25 protein-coding genes and 1 pseudogene are annotated in these 24,245 nt (G+C 45.2%); 8 read left to right on the top strand and 18 right to left on the bottom strand.

The window, feature by feature from the left end; all coding sequences use genetic code 11:
• Nucleotides 1-6: 6 nt before the first annotated feature.
• From EZ315_RS08310 to EZ315_RS08300, 3 genes are all read left to right on the top strand, one after another.
• Nucleotides 7-510, top strand: coding sequence for a DUF3872 domain-containing protein (locus EZ315_RS08310; RefSeq protein ID WP_135471662.1), 504 nt, complete (start codon nucleotides 7-9; stop codon nucleotides 508-510).
• Nucleotides 507-995 carry a glycoside hydrolase family protein gene (locus EZ315_RS08305; RefSeq protein WP_135471661.1) on the top strand — a complete coding sequence of 163 codons (489 nt, stop codon included), beginning with the start codon at nucleotides 507-509 and terminating at the stop codon, nucleotides 993-995. The genes EZ315_RS08310 and EZ315_RS08305 overlap by 4 nt, the downstream gene beginning before the upstream one ends.
• Nucleotides 996-1,411: 416 nt before the next feature.
• The gene (locus tag EZ315_RS08300; RefSeq protein WP_135469735.1) at nucleotides 1,412-2,638 is read left to right on the top strand and encodes a transposase; all 1,227 of its coding nucleotides are present in this window, start codon (nucleotides 1,412-1,414) and stop codon (nucleotides 2,636-2,638) included.
• 15 nt (nucleotides 2,639-2,653) lie between these two features.
• On the opposite strand, the gene EZ315_RS08295 is transcribed toward EZ315_RS08300, so the two are convergent.
• From EZ315_RS08295 to EZ315_RS08250, 10 genes are all read right to left on the bottom strand, one after another.
• Nucleotides 2,654-3,172: a hypothetical protein gene (locus tag EZ315_RS08295; protein ID WP_135471660.1), complete on the bottom strand. Its 519-nt coding sequence runs from the start codon at nucleotides 3,170-3,172 to the stop codon at nucleotides 2,654-2,656.
• Between the two features lie 146 nt (nucleotides 3,173-3,318).
• Entirely contained in the window at nucleotides 3,319-3,636 is a 318-nt protein-coding gene (locus EZ315_RS08290; RefSeq protein WP_135471659.1) for a hypothetical protein, read from the bottom strand.
• A 7-nt stretch (nucleotides 3,637-3,643) separates the two neighbouring features.
• Nucleotides 3,644-3,868: a DUF3873 domain-containing protein gene (locus tag EZ315_RS08285; RefSeq protein WP_135471658.1), complete on the bottom strand. Its 225-nt coding sequence runs from the start codon at nucleotides 3,866-3,868 to the stop codon at nucleotides 3,644-3,646.
• Between the two features lie 11 nt (nucleotides 3,869-3,879).
• Nucleotides 3,880-4,137, bottom strand: coding sequence for a hypothetical protein (locus EZ315_RS08280; protein ID WP_135471657.1), 258 nt, complete (start codon nucleotides 4,135-4,137; stop codon nucleotides 3,880-3,882).
• A gap of 54 nt (nucleotides 4,138-4,191) precedes the next feature.
• On the bottom strand, nucleotides 4,192-5,526 hold the full coding sequence (locus tag EZ315_RS08275) for a PcfJ domain-containing protein (protein ID WP_135471656.1): 1,335 nt from the start codon (nucleotides 5,524-5,526) through the stop codon (nucleotides 4,192-4,194).
• An 11-nt stretch (nucleotides 5,527-5,537) separates the two neighbouring features.
• Nucleotides 5,538-5,975 carry a PcfK-like family protein gene (locus EZ315_RS08270; protein ID WP_135471655.1) on the bottom strand — a complete coding sequence of 146 codons (438 nt, stop codon included), beginning with the start codon at nucleotides 5,973-5,975 and terminating at the stop codon, nucleotides 5,538-5,540.
• Between the two features lie 12 nt (nucleotides 5,976-5,987).
• Complete coding sequence (locus EZ315_RS08265; RefSeq protein ID WP_068959944.1) at nucleotides 5,988-6,203, bottom strand: hypothetical protein; 216 nt, start codon at nucleotides 6,201-6,203, stop codon at nucleotides 5,988-5,990.
• A gap of 971 nt (nucleotides 6,204-7,174) precedes the next feature.
• Nucleotides 7,175-8,212, bottom strand: a complete 1,038-nt coding sequence (locus tag EZ315_RS08260; RefSeq protein ID WP_135471654.1) for a hypothetical protein — start codon at nucleotides 8,210-8,212, stop codon at nucleotides 7,175-7,177.
• 16 nt (nucleotides 8,213-8,228) lie between these two features.
• On the bottom strand, nucleotides 8,229-8,810 hold the full coding sequence (locus tag EZ315_RS08255) for an RloB family protein (protein WP_135471653.1): 582 nt from the start codon (nucleotides 8,808-8,810) through the stop codon (nucleotides 8,229-8,231).
• A gap of 11 nt (nucleotides 8,811-8,821) precedes the next feature.
• Nucleotides 8,822-10,003: an AAA family ATPase gene (locus tag EZ315_RS08250; protein WP_135471652.1), complete on the bottom strand. Its 1,182-nt coding sequence runs from the start codon at nucleotides 10,001-10,003 to the stop codon at nucleotides 8,822-8,824.
• A gap of 912 nt (nucleotides 10,004-10,915) precedes the next feature.
• Between EZ315_RS08250 and EZ315_RS08245 the strand changes: the two genes are divergently transcribed.
• A complete protein-coding gene (locus EZ315_RS08245) occupies nucleotides 10,916-11,716 on the top strand; it encodes a phage integrase SAM-like domain and Arm DNA-binding domain-containing protein (protein WP_135471651.1) in 801 nt (266 codons plus the stop codon).
• A 180-nt stretch (nucleotides 11,717-11,896) separates the two neighbouring features.
• Here the strand turns inward: EZ315_RS08245 and EZ315_RS08240 are convergent.
• From EZ315_RS08240 to EZ315_RS08210, 7 genes and pseudogenes are all read right to left on the bottom strand, one after another.
• Nucleotides 11,897-12,133: pseudogene (locus EZ315_RS08240) on the bottom strand (helix-turn-helix domain-containing protein); the annotation flags it as partial.
• 118 nt (nucleotides 12,134-12,251) lie between these two features.
• Nucleotides 12,252-13,259 carry a porin gene (locus EZ315_RS08235; RefSeq protein ID WP_135471650.1) on the bottom strand — a complete coding sequence of 336 codons (1,008 nt, stop codon included), beginning with the start codon at nucleotides 13,257-13,259 and terminating at the stop codon, nucleotides 12,252-12,254.
• On the bottom strand, nucleotides 13,256-13,954 hold the full coding sequence (locus EZ315_RS08230) for a hypothetical protein (RefSeq protein WP_135471649.1): 699 nt from the start codon (nucleotides 13,952-13,954) through the stop codon (nucleotides 13,256-13,258). The genes EZ315_RS08235 and EZ315_RS08230 overlap by 4 nt, the downstream gene beginning before the upstream one ends.
• Before the next feature lie 163 nt (nucleotides 13,955-14,117).
• Nucleotides 14,118-16,400, bottom strand: a complete 2,283-nt coding sequence (locus EZ315_RS08225) for an inorganic phosphate transporter (RefSeq protein ID WP_135471648.1) — start codon at nucleotides 16,398-16,400, stop codon at nucleotides 14,118-14,120.
• Nucleotides 16,401-16,504: 104 nt separating this feature from the next.
• Entirely contained in the window at nucleotides 16,505-16,951 is a 447-nt protein-coding gene (locus EZ315_RS08220) for a methylglyoxal synthase (RefSeq protein WP_123615268.1), read from the bottom strand.
• On the bottom strand, nucleotides 16,948-18,396 hold the full coding sequence (locus EZ315_RS08215) for a sensor histidine kinase (RefSeq protein WP_135471647.1): 1,449 nt from the start codon (nucleotides 18,394-18,396) through the stop codon (nucleotides 16,948-16,950). The genes EZ315_RS08220 and EZ315_RS08215 overlap by 4 nt, the downstream gene beginning before the upstream one ends.
• Nucleotides 18,380-19,075, bottom strand: coding sequence for a response regulator transcription factor (locus tag EZ315_RS08210; protein WP_135471646.1), 696 nt, complete (start codon nucleotides 19,073-19,075; stop codon nucleotides 18,380-18,382). Before EZ315_RS08210 ends, EZ315_RS08215 begins: the two co-directional genes overlap by 17 nt.
• A gap of 166 nt (nucleotides 19,076-19,241) precedes the next feature.
• Between EZ315_RS08210 and EZ315_RS08205 the strand changes: the two genes are divergently transcribed.
• From EZ315_RS08205 to EZ315_RS08195, 4 genes are all read left to right on the top strand, one after another.
• On the top strand, nucleotides 19,242-21,992 hold the full coding sequence (locus EZ315_RS08205) for a TonB-dependent receptor (RefSeq protein ID WP_135471645.1): 2,751 nt from the start codon (nucleotides 19,242-19,244) through the stop codon (nucleotides 21,990-21,992).
• Between the two features lie 12 nt (nucleotides 21,993-22,004).
• Nucleotides 22,005-22,928: a metallophosphoesterase gene (locus tag EZ315_RS08200; protein WP_135471644.1), complete on the top strand. Its 924-nt coding sequence runs from the start codon at nucleotides 22,005-22,007 to the stop codon at nucleotides 22,926-22,928.
• Between the two features lie 111 nt (nucleotides 22,929-23,039).
• On the top strand, nucleotides 23,040-23,198 hold the full coding sequence (locus EZ315_RS16355) for a hypothetical protein (RefSeq protein ID WP_170957495.1): 159 nt from the start codon (nucleotides 23,040-23,042) through the stop codon (nucleotides 23,196-23,198).
• 28 nt (nucleotides 23,199-23,226) lie between these two features.
• On the top strand, nucleotides 23,227-23,538 hold the full coding sequence (locus EZ315_RS08195) for a hypothetical protein (protein WP_135471643.1): 312 nt from the start codon (nucleotides 23,227-23,229) through the stop codon (nucleotides 23,536-23,538).
• Between the two features lie 216 nt (nucleotides 23,539-23,754).
• On the opposite strand, the gene EZ315_RS08190 is transcribed toward EZ315_RS08195, so the two are convergent.
• The gene (locus EZ315_RS08190) at nucleotides 23,755-24,024 is read right to left on the bottom strand and encodes a hypothetical protein (RefSeq protein WP_135471642.1); all 270 of its coding nucleotides are present in this window, start codon (nucleotides 24,022-24,024) and stop codon (nucleotides 23,755-23,757) included.
• Nucleotides 24,025-24,245: the final 221 nt, after the last annotated feature.

The raw sequence follows: 24,245 nt of genomic DNA, 5'->3' as shown, positions 1-24,245 counted from the left end.
ACAAAAATGAAAAAGACAAATAAAAAATCATTTGGCGTTATCGCCATTCTCTCCCTTGTAATCTCTGCCGTATGCAGCCTCACATCCTGCTCCGACGACCTCGATGTGCAGCAGTCCTATCCCTTCACAGTGGAGGTGATGCCATACGCTGACAAGATCGTCAAAGGGCAGACCGTCGAACTACGCTTCGAGATAAAGCCCGAAGGCAACTATGCCAACACCCTCTATACCATCCGCTACTTCCAGTATGACGGCGAAGGCTCGCTCAAACTCGTTGACGGCCCGGTGCTGGTCAACAACGACCGTGTGCTTCTTGAAAGTAAAACGTTCAGACTGAATTATACCGCCAAAAGTGACGAAGCCCACAAATTCCTCGTGGTCGTGGAAGATAACTTCGGTTCAACCCCGTGGGAACAGACCTTTGAGTTCAACAGCAAAGACAGCGGCGACGATGACAGTGGCAAGATTGTCAGCCCGATTGTGACACCCGTAAATCCGGCTATCAGATGAGGAAAATTCTGCTGATGTTCCTTGCGTTGCTCACCGTCATGGTGGGCAACGCCGCCGGGCGGAAGATAAACATAATGAATCTGCCGCCATTCGAGAGAGCTGTGATTATCATCAAGAAATTTGAAACGCTCCACCACCCAAAGGATTATCCATATGTCGGATATGGTCATAGAGTGTTGCCGGGAGAACCATACCGGCGAGGTGTACAGCTCTCCGAGAAACAAGCTGACGCCCTGTTGCGTAAAGACCTCCGAAAATTTGTGTCGCTCTACAAGGCATACGGCAAAGACGCTCTGTTGTTAGGCGTATTAGCCTACAACTGCGGCCCCGGTGTGGTAAACAAATCCACCGTGCTGAAAAAACTGAAATCCGGCAACCGCAATATTTTCAAAGCCTACACTGCCCACTGCCGCTACAAAGGCAAATTCCACAAGCAACTCCACCAACGCCGTTTGATAGAAATCGCCGTCTTATATGTATTTTAACTGAGAAAGCCCGCTTTATTCGACAAGCGGGCTTTCTCATTCTCTATTGTAATACAATGTGAATTGTTCCTTATGCTTTACATTGTTCAGACGCTGAAAAATAATTCCTACTCATCATTTCGTTATCAATTTCCAAAATCAATTTATTGATTTTTTTATACGCGTCTTTAGCAAATGTTGAGTTAAGAAGAATTCTCTGACTCTGATCCAATTTTATTTCAGGATATTTTCTCTTGAATTCCTCGCACGGCTTACCATCAGAATGAACAAATACATGTCTAACTTCTAAATATGGAAGAGCTGCGTCAATTCAATGATTCGGTAAAAATTACCGAAGTAGTTGAAACTTAAGTTAATATCTCGAATTGTCAAATACAAATGAATCGCCAAAGCGTTCATTATAAAAATCTTATACCATGAACGTATTGGCGATTCTCAAAGACTTCACCTTTCGGTGTAAGTCGGTATTTGAAAATACTACAACCAAGATGAGCAAAAGGTTCCTCAACTGGCTGATTTTAACAATACGCACTGTGGCGTTGATTCCGGGCAAAGTCAATTTTACCCGGCTGTCGCGCTATGGCGGTCGTACAGCCAAGACCTTTGCTTCCAATTTCAAGACATCCGTAGACTGGATGAAAGTCAACATAGGTATGGCGCAGGATTGTTTTGAGCCGGCCGATGACATGGCAGTGGCAATCGATCCGTCGTTCATTTCAAAGTCAGGCAGACTGACGTATGGCATAGGCCGTTTCTGGTCAGGGGTGGCACAACGTGTGAAACGCGGTCTGGAGATAATGGCGATCGGGGCAATAAGTCTGAGTAAACATACATGCGTGATGCTCGGTGCTGTCCAGTCACCGAACTTCAGGACTCTTGAATCTGAGAAACAAATGTCAATGCTTGGCTGGTATGTGGCACTTGTCAGGTCAAAGGCGACAGAGCTGCTCTCACTGACGGATATTCTGGTTGCCGATGCCTTCTTTTCCAAATATGAATTTGTGAATGAAGTGATTGGCATGGGATTTCGATTTGTCGGGAGATTACGTGCCAACTCATATCTGAGGTATCTGGCCATACCGGATTCCTCCGCCCCGCGAAGACGCGGCAGAAAGAAAAAGTATGGAGAGAAAGTGGATTTCTCCAACCTTGACATGTCCGTGTTCACTTCATTCATATATGAGGATTCCAAAGGAAACAAAAACCGATGTCACACGGCGGTCGTGCATTCGAGGGCATTGAAACGCGACATCCGTATCGTGGTCTGTCCGGTTGAAAACGCAGAGCCTCTTCTTTACTTCTCTACCGACACCAATATGAGGCCTGAAAAGATCATCGGTTTCTACCGCACCCGCTTTCAGATTGAGTTCGGTATACGCGATGCCAAGCAGTTTACCGGACTTCAGTCACAGCAGACCCGCGACAGGGAGCGGCTTGACTTTGCGTTCAATCTTTCCTTCACTGCCCTCAATGTCTGCAAAGAGGTCATAAGGAAGGATTATCCGGATCTTTCGGTAGCGCAGTTCAAACGGCTTATGTTTGAATCTTATCTCGCCTCAACAATTATTTCGACTTGCGGAAAATCTCCGCATCTAAAAATAATTCAGAAAATAAATCATCGGTTGACTCAGTTAGCGGCTTAGCCTAGGATGAACAACCTAAAATTTTACCGAATCATTGTCAATTGAAGCTTGAGGAATATTTAAGCCTAATTTATTCTTTATTTTTGAAATAAGGGTAATTGTGCTTCTTTCATTTTCGAGCTGCTGAAAAATTTGTTCCATTATAGTTGAGATTATCTCTCTTTTGTTGGATTTAGACAAAATTTCATTAGCTTTCATATTAACATTATGTTCCCCAACTAATCTATTTGGATCTGCACCGTTTATTGCCGCTTCTTTAAGGATATATCGTATGTATTCAGTTACCTCTTCATACATGTCTTTTACAAAAGCAACATATATGGTCTTACGTAGATGTTGAACTACTAATTTTCTACTGTTTGCATTATTTTGTCGCTTTGACAGAATCGGATGATTTACATCGGTAATGTTAGCAAAAATTGAAGCCTCTCCTTTCAAGAGCTCCTTATTTGCTACGATTATTTCCGCGACCTCATTGTCCTCACGAAAATATCTCAATCTGTCAGTGAATCGTTTATATCCTTTACTATTCATCTTTATATTTTCAGCAAAATTACGCAATAATTACGATATGAACAAACGCCGCCTTTTGGCGGCCGAAATTTTTGGAAAAATCAAGGTGAGCAACTTCATCACGAGGTCGCCCACCTTCTCTATATTACGACTTGGCAAATGTTCGGTTAAAATCGGGTGTATAACCCCGTCACATCAGTGAAGATGTCCTCCAACATATCGCAATAGACTCCATCTATCTTCTTGATGTCCTTTGTCTTGACCTCAAACGTCTTGTGGTTGATGCTCTGACGATAAAATCTGACATTGTAGAGGTCTGCGCCACTATCGTATATGATTTCAAGGCGGTTAGCCGATGTCTTGTTACGGCTAAGGCTCATTCTCAGTCCGTTGCCGAGATTTATGAAATCGTGACTTCCTGTCATTGCCACAAACCTGCGCCCTCCGATTTGTTGGAGTATGATTTTTGCTACTTGGTTGTCCATAACGATTTTATTTTGAGTTTTTGATTTTCTTGTTAAGCCATTCATCACGGCGTTGTCTGCACTCTTTGAGTGTGCCTGCCACGCAGGAGAATAATTCTCCATCGGTGTGGCGGTAATCATATTGGTAGTGTTTCTTTCGCCGTGAGCGGTAGCCGGTGTAAAACACCTCGTATTGTTCTGTGCCGGGAATAGTAGTTGTGCTTACTCCGTTGGCGGTGAGTTTTGTTGCCATAGTTTTGCGGTTTAGTATTCTACAATCAGTATCCGATATTCAAATGTTATATCGGGGTTGGTTATCTTCCTTTGTTTTAGCCAAAGGTGGTGACTGCCGTAGCCATACACGAAGTATCGGTCAAGGTCGTACTTGTCAGCAAAATCGACTACTATCTGCCGTAGCGTTTTCTCGCTGTCGGCATAGAGAATATGGTTTACAAATTCTATGATGATTTCGGCTATCCTGTCATCAAATATGATGGTCGGGTGTTCAAATGTCACTTTCATAATCGGTTGGTATTGTGACCTGCGCCATTGCTGGCGCAGGTTGGGGTTGAAGATTTAGGCTGTCATCATTCTCTCTCGGATTTTCTTGGCGTTGGCATTGACAAGGTTGACAATCCTTTCGTGGTAATCGGTATCCTTGTTATTCTTGCCGTGACACTGAACGACTTGGAAGGTGTGGAGGTCAACCTCTACCGTTTCAATTATTCTGCCGTCTATCCTCGCCGAGAGAATAAGGGAGTTGGCTTTGGTATAATAGCTTGAACCGAATACGCATATATTCTGCGTTTTACCTTCCTCATAGTATTCCTCTATGCTTTCAAGCACCTTGACCGTTATCTCGTTGTCGGATATTACCAGCCCGAAGAATTTGGATTTTTGGTTGATGAAATCCTGCTCTTTCTGTTTCTCTCGCAATAGTCTTTGCTGTTCTCGCTCACGCCTTTCCCGCTCATATCTACGCTCCAATTCGGCACGTTCCTTTTCCCTCTTGGCGTCTATCCTTCGGTTTACCTCATCGTGTGCCTTGATGAAATCATCGGGGCAGATGTTTTTTGGATTGCGCAGGTCTTGACCGAGATTTTTCAGCATTTTCAGATAGTCGCACCACATTCGGAGATTGTTGATGCAGTAGTGGTGGCGTCTTGCGATGATGTATGATGCCCAAAGTTCATCGGCAGTATCGGGATTTGAGAGAAAGTATCTCATTTCCTCAATATTGCCCTCTTTCATCAGCGTTTCTATCTTAGGGTCGGACAGCAGACCTTTGAAAAGACTGACGGGTGTTACTCCGTAGAAATCGCCCTTGAAGCCGTTGCGACGGAGTTGTGGCAAAACTGACATTTTCGGATATACCTTGCTCCAAACGCACACATCGTCATAAAGACTGTTGTGAGGTCTTATCTCCATATCGCTGAATAAAGACCAAACATCGCAGTAGCAGAAATTAAATCCTCGCAATAAAGCCATATCGGTAACTTTGCCGTTTGCAGAAATCCAGCGTTGAACGACCTCGTTGCAGTAATATTTAGCAGGCTTGCCTTTTAGACTTTCGCTCTTAATCTGCGCCACTCGGATAACCTGAAATCCGTTGTGGGTAGTAATCACGCTGAAATATGATGTCTGCCCGTACTTACGTTTGAGAGTATCTTTCACTTGCAGTTCCTTTCCGCAGTTGGGGCATTTGCACCCTGCAATGGTGTCGCAAAGCGTTCCCTTTCCGCTTTTCCAGACGTGTCCGCAGTCTGAGCAGGTAATCGTTCCGCTCTTGGTGCGGTAGGCGATGTGTTCAAAGCAATGGTTGTATGCCCATTCTTTCTGCGAGTATGATAGTGGGCGCAGGGTGGCAGATGCCTTTGCCACTTGCTTTTGTAGTGCTGTCTTGGGTTTCATAGTCGTATCTTTTAGAAGTCGAATAGACTTGGTTGCTCAACTTGGGTTCTGTTGTCGGTAGTTTTCTTGGGCTGGATTGGCTTGCGCATTTTCGCCATTTCCTCGTCACGGAGTTTTGCGATGGCGTCCTGCCGTGCCTGTTCCTTTTCTTCCTCAGTGAGTTCTACCGTATGGTTGACCACCACTTGGCAGTTGATTGGTTTGCCGACCTCAATTTCTTCCTCGTCATAATAGTGGGTTGCCATTCCGAATATTTCATCGTCCTCGAACCCGTTGCAACCGCTTTTCTGCACGGAGTTTAGTATGTAGGTCACGCACTCCTCGACTGATTTCGAGGGATTTGCAAACTTGACTGCAAACAGCGCGTCATTCTCGGCTCGTTCTTCAAGATACGCCTTGATAGTTTTGTTAAAGGCTCGTGTGCCTTTGTTTTCTCTTGTGGTTGCCATAGTCGTAAATATTTAGAGTGTCATTACCAAGTAGATAATCCCTATTGCGGTGAGGATTGAGATTATCCACCCCACACCTCGGAATATCGGTCTGAGTATCGCCCAAAGAATAATCCCGACAACCGCCCCGACTGCTATCCCCACCACCTTAGCCGCCTTTTTTAATGCGGTATGAGCTGGAGAAGGTGTGAAGCTCGTATTTTTAATATGTCTGTCGTTCAGTGTCATAAGGCGATATTTTTTTTAATGCGTATAATCGCTGTTTGAAGTTTGTTCGCTCGTTGACCCTGCGGCACGACGGGAGCAAAGGGGTGTTCGGCACTTGCACAAAAAAATACTACCGACCACCGGGAACTGTGGAGATTTTTTTGCGCGAATGCCAAAGAATACCCCGTACCGTCGTGTTAATCAACTACGAGCGAATAAACTTTGAATGGAGATTATACTCTGCATGAAAAATAGAGGCGGCAAAGCCCCGCAGGGTGACACTGGACGACAGACATAAGAAAAATGGAAACCGTTGAGATAAAAGCAATGGCCCCGGAAAGAGCAAGTATGCGTATGCTGCCGTACATGGAGCATGGCGTAATGATCGGCGTCATACGCTTTCTTGCTCCCGTGGGCTTGAACAAACGGATAGTGGCGTGACGGCTCAGATTCATTATAAGGAGAAGGCGTATGGCACACTGATTTGCCGATTGGTGTCTTGTGAGGGAAGCGACGTCACCGGCGCATCCTCACAAGGCGTTGAGGCAAACCGGTGTGTAGCCTCCTCCCATAGTCGGGGTACGGTCGGATGGTGTCAGTGACCCACCGGATCACCGTCACCATCTGACGGCACAACCGACGCCAACACCGTGAGCCGCCACGCCTCTATCCGTTTCCGCAGTGGAAAATAGGATCTAAACTCTGTTTTTTGTATAAATCACCGTTATAATCGCAGAAATTTGTACCTACGAAGAATTTAATCGTAAGTTATATACAATTATTGGTAATCAGATATGTCTGTGTAACTTAATTTCGGCAATAAATTGGATTTATTGCCGAAATCAAGGAGCATATCAACATTGTCGTAAAATGGGGTTTTGCGCTATTGCGTCATAATAAGTGTCCCCAAAGGAATTTTATGCTTTGGGGCATTGGAGTACACCTTTATTAATCGCAACTTCTAATATTCCATTACTTTATCGAATGTAACTTCAGATTACATCATAATTCCCTTGTATCTCATTATATATAACAGGACGTATTAATTCTTTCAATCCCTTGAAATCTGCGCATTTTTTTAGTGTTAGAGTTGATTGTCCCCACCAATCACAAAAATTTCGTTTATAATAACCCTCAACACTTCTTCTTGGGAACTCCCCAATAATGCTATCAAATAATGTTGTGTATGTTGACACATGGAAATTTGTTGGTTGGATAAAATCGCTCCATGTGTCAAGCAATTCTGATTCGGGCTTTACATCAATAATTTCAATCTGGTCATAACGTCTAAATGTGGAGGAAAATGCGGTTTTCATTGCCTCAATCGCTTCAATATCAGTTTTGGGTGCACTATAACCAAAAATAGTCAATATACTGGCATTTTTGATTATCTCCAGTAGCCCATTCCAAGCGGTGCTAATGTATGGATCGGAATTGTAATTTTTCTTTTTTACTGGAAACAAAAGTTTAGGCAGATGCAGAGATGTAGCACCACATTTATAGCAACGTATATTTCTATATGACTGTATAGCATGGCATTCATTACAGATGCCAACTCCTATATTTCCATGCAGGAACACTAATTGCGGTAAATCATTAGTAATACGACAAACTCTGTTATATGCTTGGATTAGCAGGTCATCCCAATTAAAAGTAAATATATAATCTTTTGACCTTAAAGACAAAATTAAATAGTCATAGATAGTAGGTTGTTCCGGCAATACATATTGAGAGAATTTTTGTATTATTCTATTCTCCAACTCGTATTTTATTGATGTATATTCTGGTATGGTATCCAATTCAGAGTAAATATCTTCCAAATTGCGACTCTTAGTGTTTAATTTTACACCTGACAAGATGTCCAATAAATCCAATTCTTCAAGGAAATTATTCATAACGGAACATCTTAATCCGTTTTTATCACCATTCGGAATTGCCGCAATAGTCGCACCCGCGCCCAAAATAAACACATGAGGGCGATTTAAGATGAAGTCATGTATGTACTTTTCTATTTCTGCTTTGTTTTCCATTACAGCACAATAAGATTTACTTTATATCAACAATCTCAAATAAATCAGGCAATCTACTGTAAGATTCTCCCTCCGTACCGATAGTATTGGCATTGACTATTGCTGTATCAAGACGATTGTCTGCAAGCAACTCCGAAACCCATGATTCTTTGGAGAGGAATGATTGATGCTTGCTGAAATTGGGCATATAGCGGTGTAAGGCATTAATCACATCGTCAGACGTGGCGAAATAGCGATTTGTGTTCAGGTAATGCAAGAGAAACCAAAACTCAATAGACGGCATACTGTCACATAATATGACAGCAGGATTGTCTGCATACTTACGTTTCAGATCTTCAAACTTTGCTTTTTCAGCCGGTCGGGTACGGGTAACATCAGCGTCAAAAACGCATACGGCAATTCCGTTATCGGCAAGCACACGTTCAATCTGCTTCCGCATTTCATCAAACGTTTGCTCAGTAAAATTTCGCGGTTTGCAGACATAGTTATATCCACGCAGCCTTTTGAGATGCGTGAAATAGTATCGCTCGGTTGCTCCTTCTCCGATGATGGTGATTGTCGGATTTTTTAGCTTGCGCTCTCGTATTCTTCGTGCCATAACTTAATCTTCTACAATACATTCGGCAATGCGCCAAACTGACCGTTCATATAGGCTCGATGAATTGAAGACAGCTTGTTAAGCCCTTTGAAATCAACAAGAGAAAACAGTGTGGTATTGCCGTCTTTACACTTTTCAGTAAACCATACGGAATCCTTGCCAAACAAATCATCAATATCTTTCAAGATTGGATCATAGTGAGTCGATACAAGCAGTTGTGATTGATTGTCCGGGGTGTTTATAAATTTGGCAAGTATGTATTCCATAAGATTGGGGTGCATACTTGCCTCAATCTCATCAATGCACAGAAAAGCCTGTCGCTTCAATTGTGTATATATAAGCGACTCCAGTTCAACCATACGCTTTGTACCTGTACTCTGGCAGTTTTCGGGCAAAACATAACTCTCACTTCCAGTCACTCCCTCCACGGTATGACCGAATAATGCAGCCATTTTCTGTATCTTGATGTCGGATATGTTGAAGTCGGCTTCTTGTGCGAACTGCATCAGGTATTCCCTGAAATCCTCGCTGTCTGCAATCATCTTCTTTGCTCCCTGCGATAATGATGAAAGCGAACCACTCTGCAAAGGAAGCATCCGGCTGTCAATCCAACGGCGCATATTATCAAGATAAGGCACGGCGATATTGACTTTTTTCAATACGGCAAGAACCGACATATTTCGCAGGCAGTTCATTGTCATAATATCCACCTCTGCCGGAGAGAGCTTGGCGACAGTTGAATTGAATGTCAGCTTTGATACGCCCTGTACGTCCTCTCGACAAAACACCTTTGTCGGGCGATTTGTGAGATAGACAAATAATGCCTCACGACATACCTTTTCTGGATTCACCGTAAGCTGATACCAGTAACGTATGCCGTCCACATACAATTTGATCTCAATCTCTGTGTCATAAGACAAAGCCGACTTCCGCATAAGGAATGGCTGGACATTTGTTCCATCATCATTTGTGGCAGGGATATTATTCCAGAATTCACGAAGGAACTCAACGGCATCCAAAAGATTAGATTTGCCGCTGGCATTGGCTCCGAGAACAACTGCAAAGCGGAGTAACTGCACCCCGTCAGGCATGGTTACAACACTGTTGTAACGGTCATCTCCCGAAGGCTCGAAACTTAGTTCAACTTCGTCACGGAAGGACTTGAAATTTTTTATTTTCAGCTCTTGTATCATTATATGTGGCTTTGATATGGCAAAGTTAGCTATTATTCGCGGCGTTTCCAAAATAAAACCGGAATATTTCGGTTTTTAATCTCTGAATTAGCCTAAATATCGCCAAAATAGAAATCAAAACGCAATTAGTGTTCATTATAATGAGGCGAGAGGGAGCAAAATTAAGTCTATAAATACATCGTCAAATATACGAGGGAGCAAGTATTAGTGAAAAACGGGGCAATAAATAAGGGTTATTTAACGCTCTTAATCGCCGAAAATCAGCGAATTATTTGTATCTTTGCAAAGTAAACGAAGAAGAACATTGAAATATCGGGGTGCGCAAAGAGGGAGTGCCGCGATTTTCAGAGAGCTAAGATATTGATAATCATATAATATACGTTTGTGTCACAGAGACCACGCGGATCACAAGGAAGTACGGACTTCCACCGCAAAACGCTGAAAATCACTTGATTTCCAGCGTTTTTCTTTTTGCCCTATCCGGCATAATACAGCGGAGTTCGGCACATGAGCGTGAGTTTTGCGTGAGTCACACGCATCGTGAGGCAAATGACTCACGATTGCAGTAACCGGTGAGTGAGTCGTCTGATGTTCAGTATTTTACTGCGATATGCAGTCCTGATACGGGAGGCTCAGGGTTCATGGCTCCACCCTCCGGCCCCACTTTTCTAAGCACAAAGCCCGTAAATTAACATCATTTAAGGAATGAGCGTGCAACGGGTATTTTTCGGGACGGATTTAACATTTGAGGATGTTTCCTCCGTGCTTTTCCGTGAGTTGCAGGGATATTTTTTGACTCACGCGGTGCGCCAGACGCTTACTGCCACACAACATACATTCATACTGTCCTTTGCCTGTTGCGAATTCGGCAGAAAATGATTATATTTATATAGCCATTAAACCCACAACAGTATGAAGGATTCATTTTTTACGCTGACTTTCTTTCCGAGGAAGCCGCGTTCGGAAGGCAACGGGGAGTACCCCATCTACGCGAGAATCACAACCGAAGGTCAGAAGACCGAGTTTACAATCGGCAGGAAGGTACATCCGTCCAACTGGGACCAGCGCGCCCAGAGAAGCGCGGGACGCTCCCGCCGCGACTTGGAGCTTAACAAGTATCTTGAAATGGTGCGCTCCCGTTTCTATGAGATACACAACCGCCTGCTCAACGAGGGCCGTTACATCAATCCGCCGATAATGAAGAACCATTATTTCGGTATGGTGGAAAAGCCTAAGATGCTCTGCGAAGTGTTCCGTGAGACAAACGTGAAGCGCAGGGAGGAATATGAGCGCGGTGACATCGGCTACGCCACTTTCAGCCGCTGGGAGCGTTGTGTCACCTATCTGGAGGAGTTCATCGCCCTCACCCACGGAGGCGACAGGGATATAGCCATAAAGGATGTGACAGCCGGTTTCGTGCAGGATTTCGAGCATTTCCTGCGTGTGAGCAAGGAGTGCGCCAACAATACCGCTGTCCGGTATCTGCGCTACCTGAAGAATGTGATCCAGTATGCCATCGCCAACAAGTGGATCAGCGACGACCCGTTTCTTGGAAAACGTTTCAAACGCACTAAGGCAGACCGCGGTTTCCTCACGGAGCCGGAGCTGAAAAGCATAATGGCTCTCGACCTGAAGGCTTTTCCGAGGTTGGAATGTGTCAGGGACACTTTCGTGTTCTGCTGCTTCACATTTGTTGCACTAACTAATGTATAGTTGATTATCAATAAATTACAAGCCAACAATAGAGGTATAGGTAATGGTTTAGAAACCACCTGCCTTCATCATTTTGCATGATTCCCAATCATTTCAAATAGCTCAATGCGAAGATAATATTATTTTGAGAATTAACCAAATTCTGATAATCAAAATCATATAAATCCAGTGAATTACTGGCTATGCTTGCTGAAATTTATACTTCAATCCATATTCTTCCAGTTTGTTGTACAACGTCGTGCGTCCTATCCCGAGCAGTTCGGCGGCAACCTTGCGGTTACCGTTCGCCTGCTTCAACGCGCGTAAGACACGCTCCTTGTCTTCCGCATCGTTGCGCAGGGCGAAGCTGACGGGTGAGGTCGCCCTCGTCACGGCAAGTTCCAGATGCTCTTTCGTGACAAGACCCGATTTGGCTTCAGCGGTGATTGCGATGGCTTCACGAATAATCGGAAGCACGACTGAAACCCCTGTAACTCAATTCTATCACTATATCTTTCCACATTTCACTTTTTTGTAGTAACTTTGTTTACCAAAATCAAAAATGGGCTACAAATTCCATGACTATCTTATTCTGTTCTGAAATTGCCGGATTTACTCCTCTGTTATAAAAATATTGTTCATAGTTGAGGCGAATATCTGCCTGTAATGATTTCTTTCCAAAACTCAATGTAAGACCTCCAGTCAGTCTATGCCTTTCAGGATCATCTACTTTGAGATTGCCGGATTCATCTTTCGTACCTTTGCTGTGATCTGACATATAGTCATATCTTCCGAGGAATGATATGGAAGTCAGACCTTTTTTCATCGGAAGTCGATATGCGGCAAATGCGTCAACCGCATTTACAGGCGTGAAAGAGCCGTGGGCATAGTGCTTGCGGAGATATTCCGCCTCGATGTGCCATCTCCGGTTTTGCCAGTAGACCCCTGCATCGTACATCATCACGTTCACATCCCCGGCATTTGCCTTCTGGCAACTGAGTGTGATATTAAATTGCCGGGCAATCATTGTCTGCGCCTTGAACGAGAAATTATAGTTGTTGGTCCAGAAATGTTTTTGATTTGTCAGTCCTGAGCCGTTGAATATACCTCCTTCAAGCGTAATGGGCATACGGTCGTTGAATGTCCACGATGCTGATGCCCCTACATCGCGCACATTGCCGACCTGCTTTGCTATGAAAGAACGATTGGCGAAATACTGTAGATGCGGTGAACGATGAGCATCAATGGTAAACGGCACTCTCATCTGACCGAAGGTGAACTTTAACACATCTTTAGGTTGCAGACGTATATATGCGTCAAGCATCTTTATAGTACCCTCGTCCGAAAGGTCTATCTCGGCCTTGTATCTTACAATAGGAATCACCCTGCCTTCCACGCTCAGACGCGCATTGCGTATCTCAAAGCGTCCCTTATCTATTTGAGGCTCATATTCATATTTGGTCCGGATAGTCCCGTGTATTTCCGGGATAAATGGATTTTTATCCTGAGCCACGGCAGACAATGCAAATACTGACAATGCCGTCATAATTAAAATCCGTTTCATGCTGTCATTGGTTTATTGCTTGTTTTAATGTTTTTGATTGCCTGTAGAAAGGAACTGATAAAGGAATGAAGATAATACAAGAGCATCAGATAGGAATATGAGGGGGCTCCTTCATCAAAATCTTCATGGGTCATCCCTTTGGAATGTATGGCGATGCTGTGTTCGATAAAATCTTTCTCCAAGCCCGCATCTCCATTAATCTTCACTGTATCAACATCTGAACTGAGTATGCTGTCAGCTAATTGAGACAGTCGGACAATCCCTCCACGAATTGTTTCGATCTCACATTTGTAAGAGATGGGGATATAGCCATCCGGGGAAGTGACAAGATGACGTGTGGTTTCGGCAATCTTGTCCGTAGCCTCAAGCATATATTCACAATATAGCGCAGTCTTGCCGATAGTATCGTCAGTGTCTGCCGAACTATTCCGGACTTTATCGCTGATTATATCAATGGTCTGCGAACCGATTCGATGATTCTTGCATACCGCAATATTATCATTGTTTGAAAGACATTCCAACGCTTTGTCGATAATCGGACCGCATGACTGCATCGTCATAGTCAAGCAAGACTTTTCAACAGGACGGGCGGGGATAAAACAATACATTTCCTTGACCTTATGTCTGCGGATATGCCGTCGCAACATAACGATGATTCCGGCCAGAGCCATTATCGAGAGAACTGTAACGTACATGATTTATAGAATTTCTTTGATGCAAAGTAACCATATTTATATTTCACGTTTATGTCTGAGATATTAGATAAATATTAAATTTATCAATCAGTTACAATACAAAAAGATGGGAGATATGCACTCCCATCTCAACCTTAGGAACAATCCTTTTTTACCTTAGACTTTATGCTGTTGGTACCATAATTTTGGCAAAGCGTGTGCGGAAATCTGAGTCGCGCAGCTTGGCAAACGCCCGCAGATATTTCCTTATTGACGATACCATTTCCTGCGTTTCCTGAAGCAGATTGACATAGACATACAGAACAGCCATTGCCGATGTGTCTCCGTCGCGGAGCTGGTCATGCACACGATGATATGTGTCGGAAACAGTATCCTTTATCTCGTCACAGTGTCGGCGAAGAGTGCTTATCGTATCTGTATCCCCGCTCCCCATAAGTTTGACAGTATCATTGAACAGTGTACTTATTTGTGTCCGTATCATCTCGTATTCAGTAGTATATTTGGGAGGCAGAGGAAGGAAATTGTTGTCGACATGCTCTTTGCAGACCTCGTTGATGCGGCGCAGGTTGTAAAGTATGCCCATACAGCAGTTGTTGCTGAGATAGAACCAAGTGCTTTTTTCTATCGCCATCTCGCGTGTCAAATGACGCAGACATAGAGTTTCCTTCCGGCGGGCGTTTTTAAGCGTGGTTTTCTGGCGGGCGAGACTCGATTCCGTCTTGCCGAGAATCCCGGCGCTCTCAGTTATGAAAGCCGATGTTATATCCCGGTATTTTTCCTCGGCATAGGTCATGAACTTCTCTTGTTGCTCGGTGATATACATCATAAGCAACGGCCATGTCTGCTCCCGATCCTGAGTGGATATTATAGTCTGGAACAGTGCATCACCGTTATCTTCTTCTGTCTTCTTTCTGAACCTCCGGTTGCTGTTGATGATTATGAATATCGTCAAAGCCGCCAACAGAAGCATCACCCACTGACCACCATAGTGCATTGCTGCAACAATCAGTCCTGCGCCGATAAACGCCGCACCCGCAGTAAGAAACCAACCGCCGATTACGGAAATCACGCCGGTGATGCGGAACACAGCACTTTCACGCCCCCATGCCCTGTCGGCAAGAGAAGTACCCATAGCGACCATAAATGTTACGAAAGTGGTTGACAGGGGCAGTTTCAGCGAGGTGCCGAGGGCAATGAGTGCTCCGGCAAGCACCAGATTGACAGAGCCGCGTATGAGGTCGAAAGCCGCACCTTGATCCATAATGGTCTCATCCACATTAAAACGACGGTTGAACCAACGGCGTACTTTCGCGGGTGTGACACGCCTTAACCAAGAAAGGGATGATAAGGTCCATCTTACCAGCCGCCGGGCAATGCGGGAAGAACCAAACATCTCATCGCCACCCTGCTGGCTTCCGAGACCGATTTCAGTCTTGGTCACATTTCTTGCCTTTTTTGACGTTGCAAGCGAGACCACCATTATGACTCCGGCACCGATGAGGAAATATATCGGTGTATTTGCCGGGCCGTTAAGTGAATCCATAAGGAAACCTTTGGAGTCCCCTCCGCCGTTAGCCATAAAATCCTGATATGAAGCCAGACCGCTCAAGGGAACACCTATGAAATTCACAAGGTCATTACCTGCGAATGCCACGGCAAGCGAGAATGTACCCATCAGCACAATTACTTTCAGCACATTAACCTTGCAGACATGGAGCAGTTGCATCAGCACTGTAAAAACTGCGAAACAGGACAGTATGATCAGCGCAGTGTTGTTTTTTATCCACGCTTTCAGTTCAGGGGTCATGAAAGAAAGATCTTTAGCCCCTTTAATCAGAAGAAAGTAAACAATCGCAGTTGCACATATACCTCCGAATATTCCTATCTTCCATTTCAGGTTGCTCCGGTAATTGAACGAGAACACCATACGGGATATGAACTGCACCACCGTTCCGAAGAAAAAGGCTATCGCCACCGACAGGAATATTCCGAGAATCACCGACAGGGCTTTCTCCGTGTTAAGCAAGTCATCAAAACCGAGACCGATGCCTCCTGCCATTTTAATCAATGCAACGACAAAGGTGGCTCCCAGCAGCTCGAAAACCATTGACACGGTTGTAGAGGTAGGCATACCCAGCGAGTTGAACACGTCGAGAAGGATGATGTCCGTGACCATTACCGCCATGAAGATGCAGATAAGGTCATAGAACGAAAAATGCTCGGGACGGAAAATTCCGTGCCGGGCAATCTCCATCATACCGTTGCTCATCGCCGCACCGATGAAAACACCGATGGAAGCGACAATCAGAACTCTTTTGAATGATGCCGCCTTAGACCCGATAGCCGAGTTCAGGAAGTTGACAGCATCGTTACTCACACCTACTGACAGGTCAAACACAGCCAGCAGGAAAAGAAAAATTACTACGCAAAGAAACAGTATTTCCATTGTTTTCTCAATTACTTATTCTGCTGCAAAGTAACTAAGAAAACATTTCATGATTATTTCAAAATCCTTAACCATTTATTAAAACTGCCGGACTGACAGAGAGTTTAATTGCGGTCAAACCGTATATAGCTCTGTTCGATGGGTTTATACGTCGGGTCATCCCACAGACGGCTTGAAATCATCAGGTCCGCACTTATTCGGTTGCAGGCAATCGGCACGTTGTGGAGCCGGCATTGACGCAAAAGCATCTGAATGTCCGCCTCGTGGGGCTGCGCATTGAGGTCGTCTATCAGGAATATAGCGAGATCAATCTCGTTTCTTACCACCATTGCCGCTATTTCGGCATCACCGCCCATCGGTCCGGAGTTCATACATTCGATTTGGGCATCTATTCCTGCTTCTGAGAAAGCATTCTTTATAAGCCCTCCAGTCGTGCCGGTACATACCAGCTCATGCTGTGAAAGGTATTGGGCGTTGAATTTTACCCAATCGACCATATCGGCTTTGCGTTGGTCGTGAGCTACAAGCGCGATTTTTAGTTTTGTCTTCATTTTGAGTTTCTTGAAAATGTTATTTTGAACAATAATCCGCCTGAGCATTGAGTTTCGGCGGAGATTTCACCGCCATGAAGAATCACGGCGTTTTTCACTATCGAAAGCCCGAGTCCGGTGCCACCGGCCGCTCGTGACCGTCCCTTGTCAATGCGATAGAACCTTTCAAACAGTCTTGGCAGGTGTTCGGGAGGAACGCCGCATCCGTTGTCGGACAATGCAATTACAACTTTATCGTTGTCGATACTGATTAATTCTATTTTTATTCTGGTTCCTCCACTATAAACAATCGCATTGTCTATAAGGTTGTTGAAAACGGCCTCAAGCAGAGAAGCATTACCGGCCATGATTACGTTATGAGAAACAAAATTCTCAATCCTTATGCCCTTTGTGGCGGCGATTATCTGTCGGTCCTCAACCACGTCATTTATTATATCCGTGAGATTAACCTGTTCTCTCAATATAGAGGCGCTTCCGTCGTCCATGCGTGTTAGGAGCGAGACATCGGTCAGAAGCCTTTGGAGCCTTTCTGTGTTTGTAAGACAACGTTGCAGGAACAATATCTGCTTTTCATCGCTCATATTCCTGTGTGCCAGCATCGTCTCCACACTGACCCTGATTGATGCGACCGGGGTTTTCAGTTCGTGGTTTATGTTATTCGTGAGTTGCTTTTTGATGCGTTCCTTTTCAAGCTGTTCATGGAGGGCTGCGCGATGTTCGCTGTCCCTGTCAGCGACAGCCTGTTGCAAACGGGCATAAAGGCGGACAATGTGGTTTGAAATCTCGCCAAGCTCGTCATGGGGGAACGGTTCGGTGTCGGAAATCTGGGCACCGTTTTCTACGTTTTCCGCAAATCTGTTCAGCCTGATTATGTGGAGGCCGACCCTTCGGGTTGCGAAATAGCCAAGTACGCACATCACCATTGTGATAATCCCCATAATCCACAGAAAGCCGTAATCGGCCTGCAACAGCCCACTGAATGATACGGAATACGGCACCGCTGTACGGACAATATAGCCGTCATCGCTCTTTTGCGCCGAATAAAAATAATTGTTGCCGGTACTCTCGCTGTGGCGCCTTACGGCATAGCCTGACCCAAGCCGCAGTGCGTCTCGGATTTCCTGTCGGTCAAGATGATTGGTTTTCGGAAGGGAATCGAGGGTGTTGTCGTAAATGATATGCCCGTCCTCGGAAATCACGCTGACACGGATTTCCCCGAATGGCTTGAATTCGTCAAGTTTAATATCCGGCACATCGTGTCCCTCACCAAGTTCGGTAAGGATATATGTGTTGATAAGCTGTAGTTGCTTGTCAATCTCCTCCGCCTTGAATTCCTTTTCCCTGTGATACTGAAACACGACAAAGCAACCGACCATCAGCAAGGAATATCCAAGAAGCCACACGAACAGCCGCTGCGGATAGGAGAGCTTATTCAATAAACCCATAACCGTAGCCCGAGCGAGTTACAATATTCTTGCCGTAGATGCCGATTTTCTGGCGTATACGGGTTATGTTCACATCTACAACCCTGTCAAGCACCACAACCTCGTCGGGCCATATCTCGTTGAGCAAATCCGCACGGGTGAAAACCTGCCCCCGGTTGGAGATTAGTTTGAGCAGTATCTCAAACTCCTTTTTGGGCATTTTCACCTCCGTCCCGTCAACCGTGCAGGTCCTGTTTTTTGCAGACAGAACCAGCCCCTTGTATGAAACAAGGTCAGAATCAGTCTTGGCAGGTGCGACATAAGCCGCCGTACGGCGAAGCACAGTCCTTATTCGGGCAAGTACAGCTTTAAGAGAATAAGGCTTCATTATATAGTCGTCAGCCCCGAGATCAAGTCCCGAAATCATATCCTCCTCAGTGTCTTTTGCTGTGCAGAATATGATGGGAACGGAGGCCGTTGCCGGATTTGACTTCATTATGCGTGCCAGTTGAGTCCCGGATATTTCCCCCATCATAATATCAAGGAGTATCAGGTCATAGGCGGCAAGGTTGAGGGCAAGAGCCTCCTCCGCGCTATACGCCATGTCGACCTGATAGCCTTCCGCTTCAAGATTGAATCCGAGGCCGTCACACAGGGCTTCCTCATCATCGACAACAAGTATCTTCTTTTTTGTTTCCATGCCGCAAAATTACTAATAATCGGTTAAATACTATCCTAATGCTCAAAAGTTTAATAAAAGTTTAATGACACAATTCATTTCATAAAATCTAAACAAATCTGATAAACCCATGAAATATTAGTTGGCGAATTTTGCAGCGTGAATCAGAAACAAAACAACAATCACAATGAAAAAAGTAATGTCAACTTTTTGGGTCGCACTTGCTTCAAGTCTGACCATTATGGCGGCTGACAGTCCGAAATACGGACAACTTAAAGGCCGCATCCTTGACAATGAGAAGAACCCGCTGCCGGGGGCGGTGGTTATCATTGACAGCAACAAGCTGTCGGCGGTTACAGATCTCGACGGCTTTTTCTCGTTTGCCAACCTTTCATCCGGGAATCATAATCTGAAAGTAACTTATATCGGTTTTCTTCCGGTCAGTAAAACAATCGTGGTTTCGGAAAAATCGACGGTTGACGACATTGTAATGTCGGATACATCACGGGAACTGAATGAAGTTGTAGTGACCGGCGTTTTCTCCGGGCAGCAGAGAGCCATAAATGCCCAGAAGAATAATATCAATATAACCAATGTGGTGTCTGCCGACCAGATTGGCAAATTCCCCGACTCGAATATCGGAGACGCTCTGAAACGTATAAGCGGTATCAATGTGCAGTATGATCAGGGCGAGGCCCGCTTCGGTCAGGTACGCGGCACTCCGGCTGAGTTCAGTTCAGTGACAATCAACGGGTCAAGACTGCCATCGGCCGAGGGAGACATTCGCAATGTTCAGCTTGACCTTATACCGTCCGATATGATTCAGACAATAGAGGTCAGCAAGACACTTATGCCGGATCAGGACGGCGATGCTATCGGCGGTTCTATCAACCTCGTTACGAAAAATTCGCCACACAGATTTACTATCGGAGCCGTAGCGGGAACAGGCTACAACTGGATAAGCCGTAAGGCGCAGATGAATTTCGGACTCACTCTCGGTAACCGTTTCTTCAATGACCGCTTCGGAGTGATGCTTGCGGCCTCCTATAATAATGCGCCAGCCGGATCATATAACACAGAATTTATATGGGAAAAGGATGACGACGGCAAAATCTATGTCAACGACTATCAGATAAGGCAGTATTATGTCACACGAGAGCGACAGAGCTACTCATTGTCGCTCGACTGGAAGTTCAATGACTTCAACAAGGTCTGGTTCAAGGGTATTTTCAACAACCGCAATGATTGGGAAAACCGTTACAGGACAACACTCAAAGACATTACGTCCGAAGGGAAAGCCGATGTGCGTGTCCAGACAAAAGGAGGTTCGGGTGACGAACGAAACGCCCGTCTTGAACGCCAACGGACAATGGATTTCACTTTGGGAGGTGAAAACCGTTTAGGTATCCTTGGCATGGACTGGAAACTGGGATATGCACGGGCTACGGAGAAACGCCCGAATGAGAGATACATCGACTACCGTCTCAAATCGCAGAGGTTCAGTTTCGACCTGAGTAATCCGAGAGAGCCATTTGCCACTCCCGACGAAGGATATACAATGATCTTGAATGATGACTTCTCGCTCAAAGAGCTTACACAGCAGCAGGAGGATATTGTGGAGCAGGACTTCAAGGCGGCACTGGATTTCAAGGCCCGACTTAGCGAACGCTCAAAAATCAAGTTTGGATGCAAGTTCGTGAACAAGACAAAAGATAAGGAGATAGACTATTACGAATACACTCCGCTTGACAAAAAGGCATTTAACACAGATGCGCTTGCACATACCACAGACCAAAGTACCGACAGATTCATGCCTTCCTCAAAATATCAGACCGGCACATTCGTTGACAAGAAATTTCTTGGCTCCCTCAATCTTGACGATTCCAATTTGTTTGAGCGAGAGCAAATTGCAGAGGAACTTGCGGGCAATTTCCATGCGAGGGAGAATGTGGCATCAGGTTATGTGCGTATTGATTCCAGACTTTCCGACAACCTTAACTTTATGGGCGGTCTGCGTGTCGAGAACACATCACTGCGTTACATAGGCAGAAATTACGATGATGAATCCAACAGTGTCTCCAAGACCGAGCCTGAGACTTCAAATTATATAAATTTCCTCCCCTCATTATTATTGAAATGGGACATCAACAAGGATTTCATGCTGCGTGCCGGTTATAACCAGTCCATATCCCGGCCAAAATATTCCGCACTCGTTCCCGGCATGAATATCAAACGTGGCGACAATGAGATAAGGATCGGGAATCCAGGTCTGAAAGCAACGACATCTCACAATATCGACCTCAACACTGAATATTACTGGAAATCAATCGGACTTGTGTCCGCCGGAATTTTCTATAAAAGAATAGAAGGATTCATCGTTGATGAGGTGGCTTATAACAAGGAGTATCAGGGTACTGTCTGGACTAAGTTCACACAACCTAAAAACGGTGGCAACGCTAATCTTTTCGGAGTGGAAATGGCATGGCAGCGTGATTTCAGTTTCATCACACCGGCGATGAAGTGTCTCGGACTTTACGCTACATACACCTATACCCACTCACGCATTACCGACTTCAACTTCGAGGATCGTGAAAACGAGAAAGGCCTTAGCTTGCCCGGCTCTCCCGAGCATACATCCAATCTCTCGCTATATTTCGACAAGTGCGGTTTCTCCGCAAGAGCCTCATTCAACTATGCCTCGGCATTTATCGACGAAATGGGCGCAAGTTCGTTCTACGACCGATACTATGATGCCGTGAAATATCTGGACCTTAACGTCAGCTACACATTCGGGCGCAAAACAAAAATAACCGTATATGCCGACTGCAATAACCTCCTCAATCAGCCTCTGCGCTATTATCAAGGTAGCAAGGACTACACGATGCAGCAGGAATATTACGGAGTGAAACTCAACGGCGGTGTAAAAGTAACATTCTAAAAATACAAAACAATGATTCGTAAATTTCTTATCGCGGCTTTGGCTCTCATCTCCTCTTTTGGAGCCATTGCCCAGACTGAAATCGCCAAAGGCGATGTGAACCTGATGGTAGTGTCAGACCTCGGACGCAACGGCCACTATGACCAGAAGCCTGTTGCCGCGACAATGGGCAGAATTGCAGAACAAATAGGACCCGATGCTATTCTTGCTCTTGGCGACACACATCACTACGGCGGAGTGGAGAGTGTGACAGACCCCTTGTGGATGACCAACTATGAGCTTATCTACGACCACCCGGAGCTTATGGTGAACTGGTATCCCGTCTGCGGCAACCATGAATATCGCGGCAACACCCAAGCGGTTATCGATTATTCCGGCATATCCCGCCGTTGGGAGATGCCGGCAAGATATTACACCAAGACCTTTGAAGATGACGGGACAACTGTCAAGGTGGTATTTCTCGACACTACTCCTTTGATTGACAAATACAGGAAAAAGACCGACACATATCCCGATGCTGTGAATCAGGATACCGAAGCCCAGTTGCAATGGCTCGAAAAGACTTTGACAGAGGCGACGGAAGACTGGATCGTTGTGGTCGGTCATCATCCCATCTATGCCTATACCGACAAGTCGGAATCTGAGCGAACAGATATGCAGAAGAAAGTTGACACAATTCTGCGGAAGCACAATGTGGACATGTATATCTGCGGTCATATCCACAATTACCAGCACATCCGCCGCCCGGATTCAAAAATCGACTATGTGGTCAACACATCCGGCTCCCTCACACGGACTCCGAAAGAAATCGAGGGCACCGTATTTTGCAACAATTCTCCCGGATTCTCTGTCCTGACCGCCGACAAAGAGAATCTTAAACTGAATTTGCTCGATAAAGAAGGCAAAACCATACATGTGGTAAGCCGCTCCAAATAGTGCGTGGCTTATGTGATATTCTGACAAATAACTACAAAACTCAGATACGTTTCATGCTCTTTCATGGAACGTATCTGACTGTGTATTTTAATAATCTAAATTTATCTAACAATGAACAAAATCCTCATTGTAGATGCCTCCGACTCCGACCGTCGGCTCATGGTTGGCTTGCTTACGCGAGCCGGCTACGAGCCGATAGCAGTCGAGACGATGGAGGCTGCAAAAGACGAGGTGGAGAAACTTCCACCCGGCGCAGTGATTAACTCGTAAACTCGTTGAGCTAAAGGTTGTCGCGGCAATGAAATTCGTCCGTGGCACAGCGCAGGAGTTAATCAACTGGCAGAAACGGAAGGGCTACAAATTTCCCATCATAGCCATCGTGGACAACCTCAATCCGTTGGAGATCGCCGACGTGATGAAAGACGGCGGTGCCGTCAACATCATTCAGCGTCCGGCAATGGACAAGCAGCTTGTTGAAACAGTGAGTATTTACAGGAATGTACTCTATTGCACCATTTATTATACTTTCCGATGTCATTTCAAGCAAATCCGACACTCGGCAACCGATAAGTCACTGAAAAACAAATATGTCGCGTTGCACCTCCAATGACGGTTTGTCAGACAAATCGAAACCGGCTATCAAATCGCGCTCCTCTATTGTGATATAGTAAGGAGTGCCGTATTTCTCACTGCCTATACCTGTGAAAGTTGCGAACGGAGTGCGGTCGAGATAGCCTCGTTTGACACACCAGTTGAAGAAAGCCCGGAGCCTTTTAAGAATACCGATAATGGAGTTCTCGCCGCGTTTCTCAGGGCGGCGGTGTTTTCAGGCAGTTTCAACCACATCGGAAGCCGCCTTGTATATTGAGGGATATTTGTAATATATTTTCGGCTCATTGATAACAAAGTCTTTGAATCGCTCTATCTCGGTGGAATCAAAGTCGTTGAGAATAAGCGTGAACTTTGTCCGGGTCGTTTTCTGCCTATATAATTCAAAGCGACGCAACAGACGAGCAAGTACCTTATAGTGGCCTGATAGCGGTGCCCAGTCAAGATGCTTATCAAGAAATTCATTGAACACCTCGAAGAAGGACATTTTCTGTGGAGCGGTCACTTCAAACTTTACGACACAGCCCCTTATTGTATTTTTGAAGGATATGTTTCCGTCAGTTATTTTGTCGGGGGAAGGACATAAAAAAGCCACACCAGAGCAAGATGATGAAACTCCGAATGACAGGATTTGAGTGCTGAGCCGTCCTTTGTAATCCTCCGGGCAATGCTTGCCTCCCCTAAGGGATGAGGCCCGCCATTAGCCGG

The sequence above is a fragment of the Duncaniella freteri genome (genome assembly GCF_004766125.1).
Lineage (GTDB): Bacteria > Bacteroidota > Bacteroidia > Bacteroidales > Muribaculaceae > Duncaniella > Duncaniella freteri.
The sequence above is the reverse complement of the archived record's forward strand: the minus strand, read 5'-3'. Positions and strand labels throughout refer to the sequence as shown.

What these genes read in the sequence shown, in the direction of transcription:
- EZ315_RS08265 (WP_068959944.1), bottom strand. Translation starts at nt 6,203, where the DNA reads ATGACACTGAACGACAGACATATTAAAAATACGAGCTTCACACCTTCT.
- EZ315_RS08280 (WP_135471657.1), bottom strand. Translation starts at nt 4,137, where the DNA reads ATGAAAGTGACATTTGAACACCCGACCATCATATTTGATGACAGGATA.
- EZ315_RS08245 (WP_135471651.1), top strand. Translation starts at nt 10,916, where the DNA reads ATGAAGGATTCATTTTTTACGCTGACTTTCTTTCCGAGGAAGCCGCGT.
- EZ315_RS08275 (WP_135471656.1), bottom strand. Translation starts at nt 5,526, where the DNA reads ATGAAACCCAAGACAGCACTACAAAAGCAAGTGGCAAAGGCATCTGCC.
- EZ315_RS08300 (WP_135469735.1), top strand. Translation starts at nt 1,412, where the DNA reads ATGAACGTATTGGCGATTCTCAAAGACTTCACCTTTCGGTGTAAGTCG.
- EZ315_RS08195 (WP_135471643.1), top strand. Translation starts at nt 23,227, where the DNA reads ATGAAATTCGTCCGTGGCACAGCGCAGGAGTTAATCAACTGGCAGAAA.
- EZ315_RS08225 (WP_135471648.1), bottom strand. Translation starts at nt 16,400, where the DNA reads ATGGAAATACTGTTTCTTTGCGTAGTAATTTTTCTTTTCCTGCTGGCT.
- EZ315_RS08295 (WP_135471660.1), bottom strand. Translation starts at nt 3,172, where the DNA reads ATGAATAGTAAAGGATATAAACGATTCACTGACAGATTGAGATATTTT.
- EZ315_RS08210 (WP_135471646.1), bottom strand. Translation starts at nt 19,075, where the DNA reads ATGGAAACAAAAAAGAAGATACTTGTTGTCGATGATGAGGAAGCCCTG.
- EZ315_RS08285 (WP_135471658.1), bottom strand. Translation starts at nt 3,868, where the DNA reads ATGGCAACAAAACTCACCGCCAACGGAGTAAGCACAACTACTATTCCC.
- EZ315_RS08230 (WP_135471649.1), bottom strand. Translation starts at nt 13,954, where the DNA reads ATGTACGTTACAGTTCTCTCGATAATGGCTCTGGCCGGAATCATCGTT.
- EZ315_RS08250 (WP_135471652.1), bottom strand. Translation starts at nt 10,003, where the DNA reads ATGATACAAGAGCTGAAAATAAAAAATTTCAAGTCCTTCCGTGACGAA.
- EZ315_RS08270 (WP_135471655.1), bottom strand. Translation starts at nt 5,975, where the DNA reads ATGGCAACCACAAGAGAAAACAAAGGCACACGAGCCTTTAACAAAACT.
- EZ315_RS08305 (WP_135471661.1), top strand. Translation starts at nt 507, where the DNA reads ATGAGGAAAATTCTGCTGATGTTCCTTGCGTTGCTCACCGTCATGGTG.
- EZ315_RS08290 (WP_135471659.1), bottom strand. Translation starts at nt 3,636, where the DNA reads ATGGACAACCAAGTAGCAAAAATCATACTCCAACAAATCGGAGGGCGC.
- EZ315_RS08255 (WP_135471653.1), bottom strand. Translation starts at nt 8,810, where the DNA reads ATGGCACGAAGAATACGAGAGCGCAAGCTAAAAAATCCGACAATCACC.
- EZ315_RS08220 (WP_123615268.1), bottom strand. Translation starts at nt 16,951, where the DNA reads ATGAAGACAAAACTAAAAATCGCGCTTGTAGCTCACGACCAACGCAAA.
- EZ315_RS08235 (WP_135471650.1), bottom strand. Translation starts at nt 13,259, where the DNA reads ATGAAACGGATTTTAATTATGACGGCATTGTCAGTATTTGCATTGTCT.
- EZ315_RS08215 (WP_135471647.1), bottom strand. Translation starts at nt 18,396, where the DNA reads ATGGGTTTATTGAATAAGCTCTCCTATCCGCAGCGGCTGTTCGTGTGG.
- EZ315_RS08190 (WP_135471642.1), bottom strand. Translation starts at nt 24,024, where the DNA reads ATGTCCTTCTTCGAGGTGTTCAATGAATTTCTTGATAAGCATCTTGAC.
- EZ315_RS08205 (WP_135471645.1), top strand. Translation starts at nt 19,242, where the DNA reads ATGAAAAAAGTAATGTCAACTTTTTGGGTCGCACTTGCTTCAAGTCTG.
- EZ315_RS16355 (WP_170957495.1), top strand. Translation starts at nt 23,040, where the DNA reads ATGAACAAAATCCTCATTGTAGATGCCTCCGACTCCGACCGTCGGCTC.
- EZ315_RS08260 (WP_135471654.1), bottom strand. Translation starts at nt 8,212, where the DNA reads ATGGAAAACAAAGCAGAAATAGAAAAGTACATACATGACTTCATCTTA.
- EZ315_RS08310 (WP_135471662.1), top strand. Translation starts at nt 7, where the DNA reads ATGAAAAAGACAAATAAAAAATCATTTGGCGTTATCGCCATTCTCTCC.
- EZ315_RS08200 (WP_135471644.1), top strand. Translation starts at nt 22,005, where the DNA reads ATGATTCGTAAATTTCTTATCGCGGCTTTGGCTCTCATCTCCTCTTTT.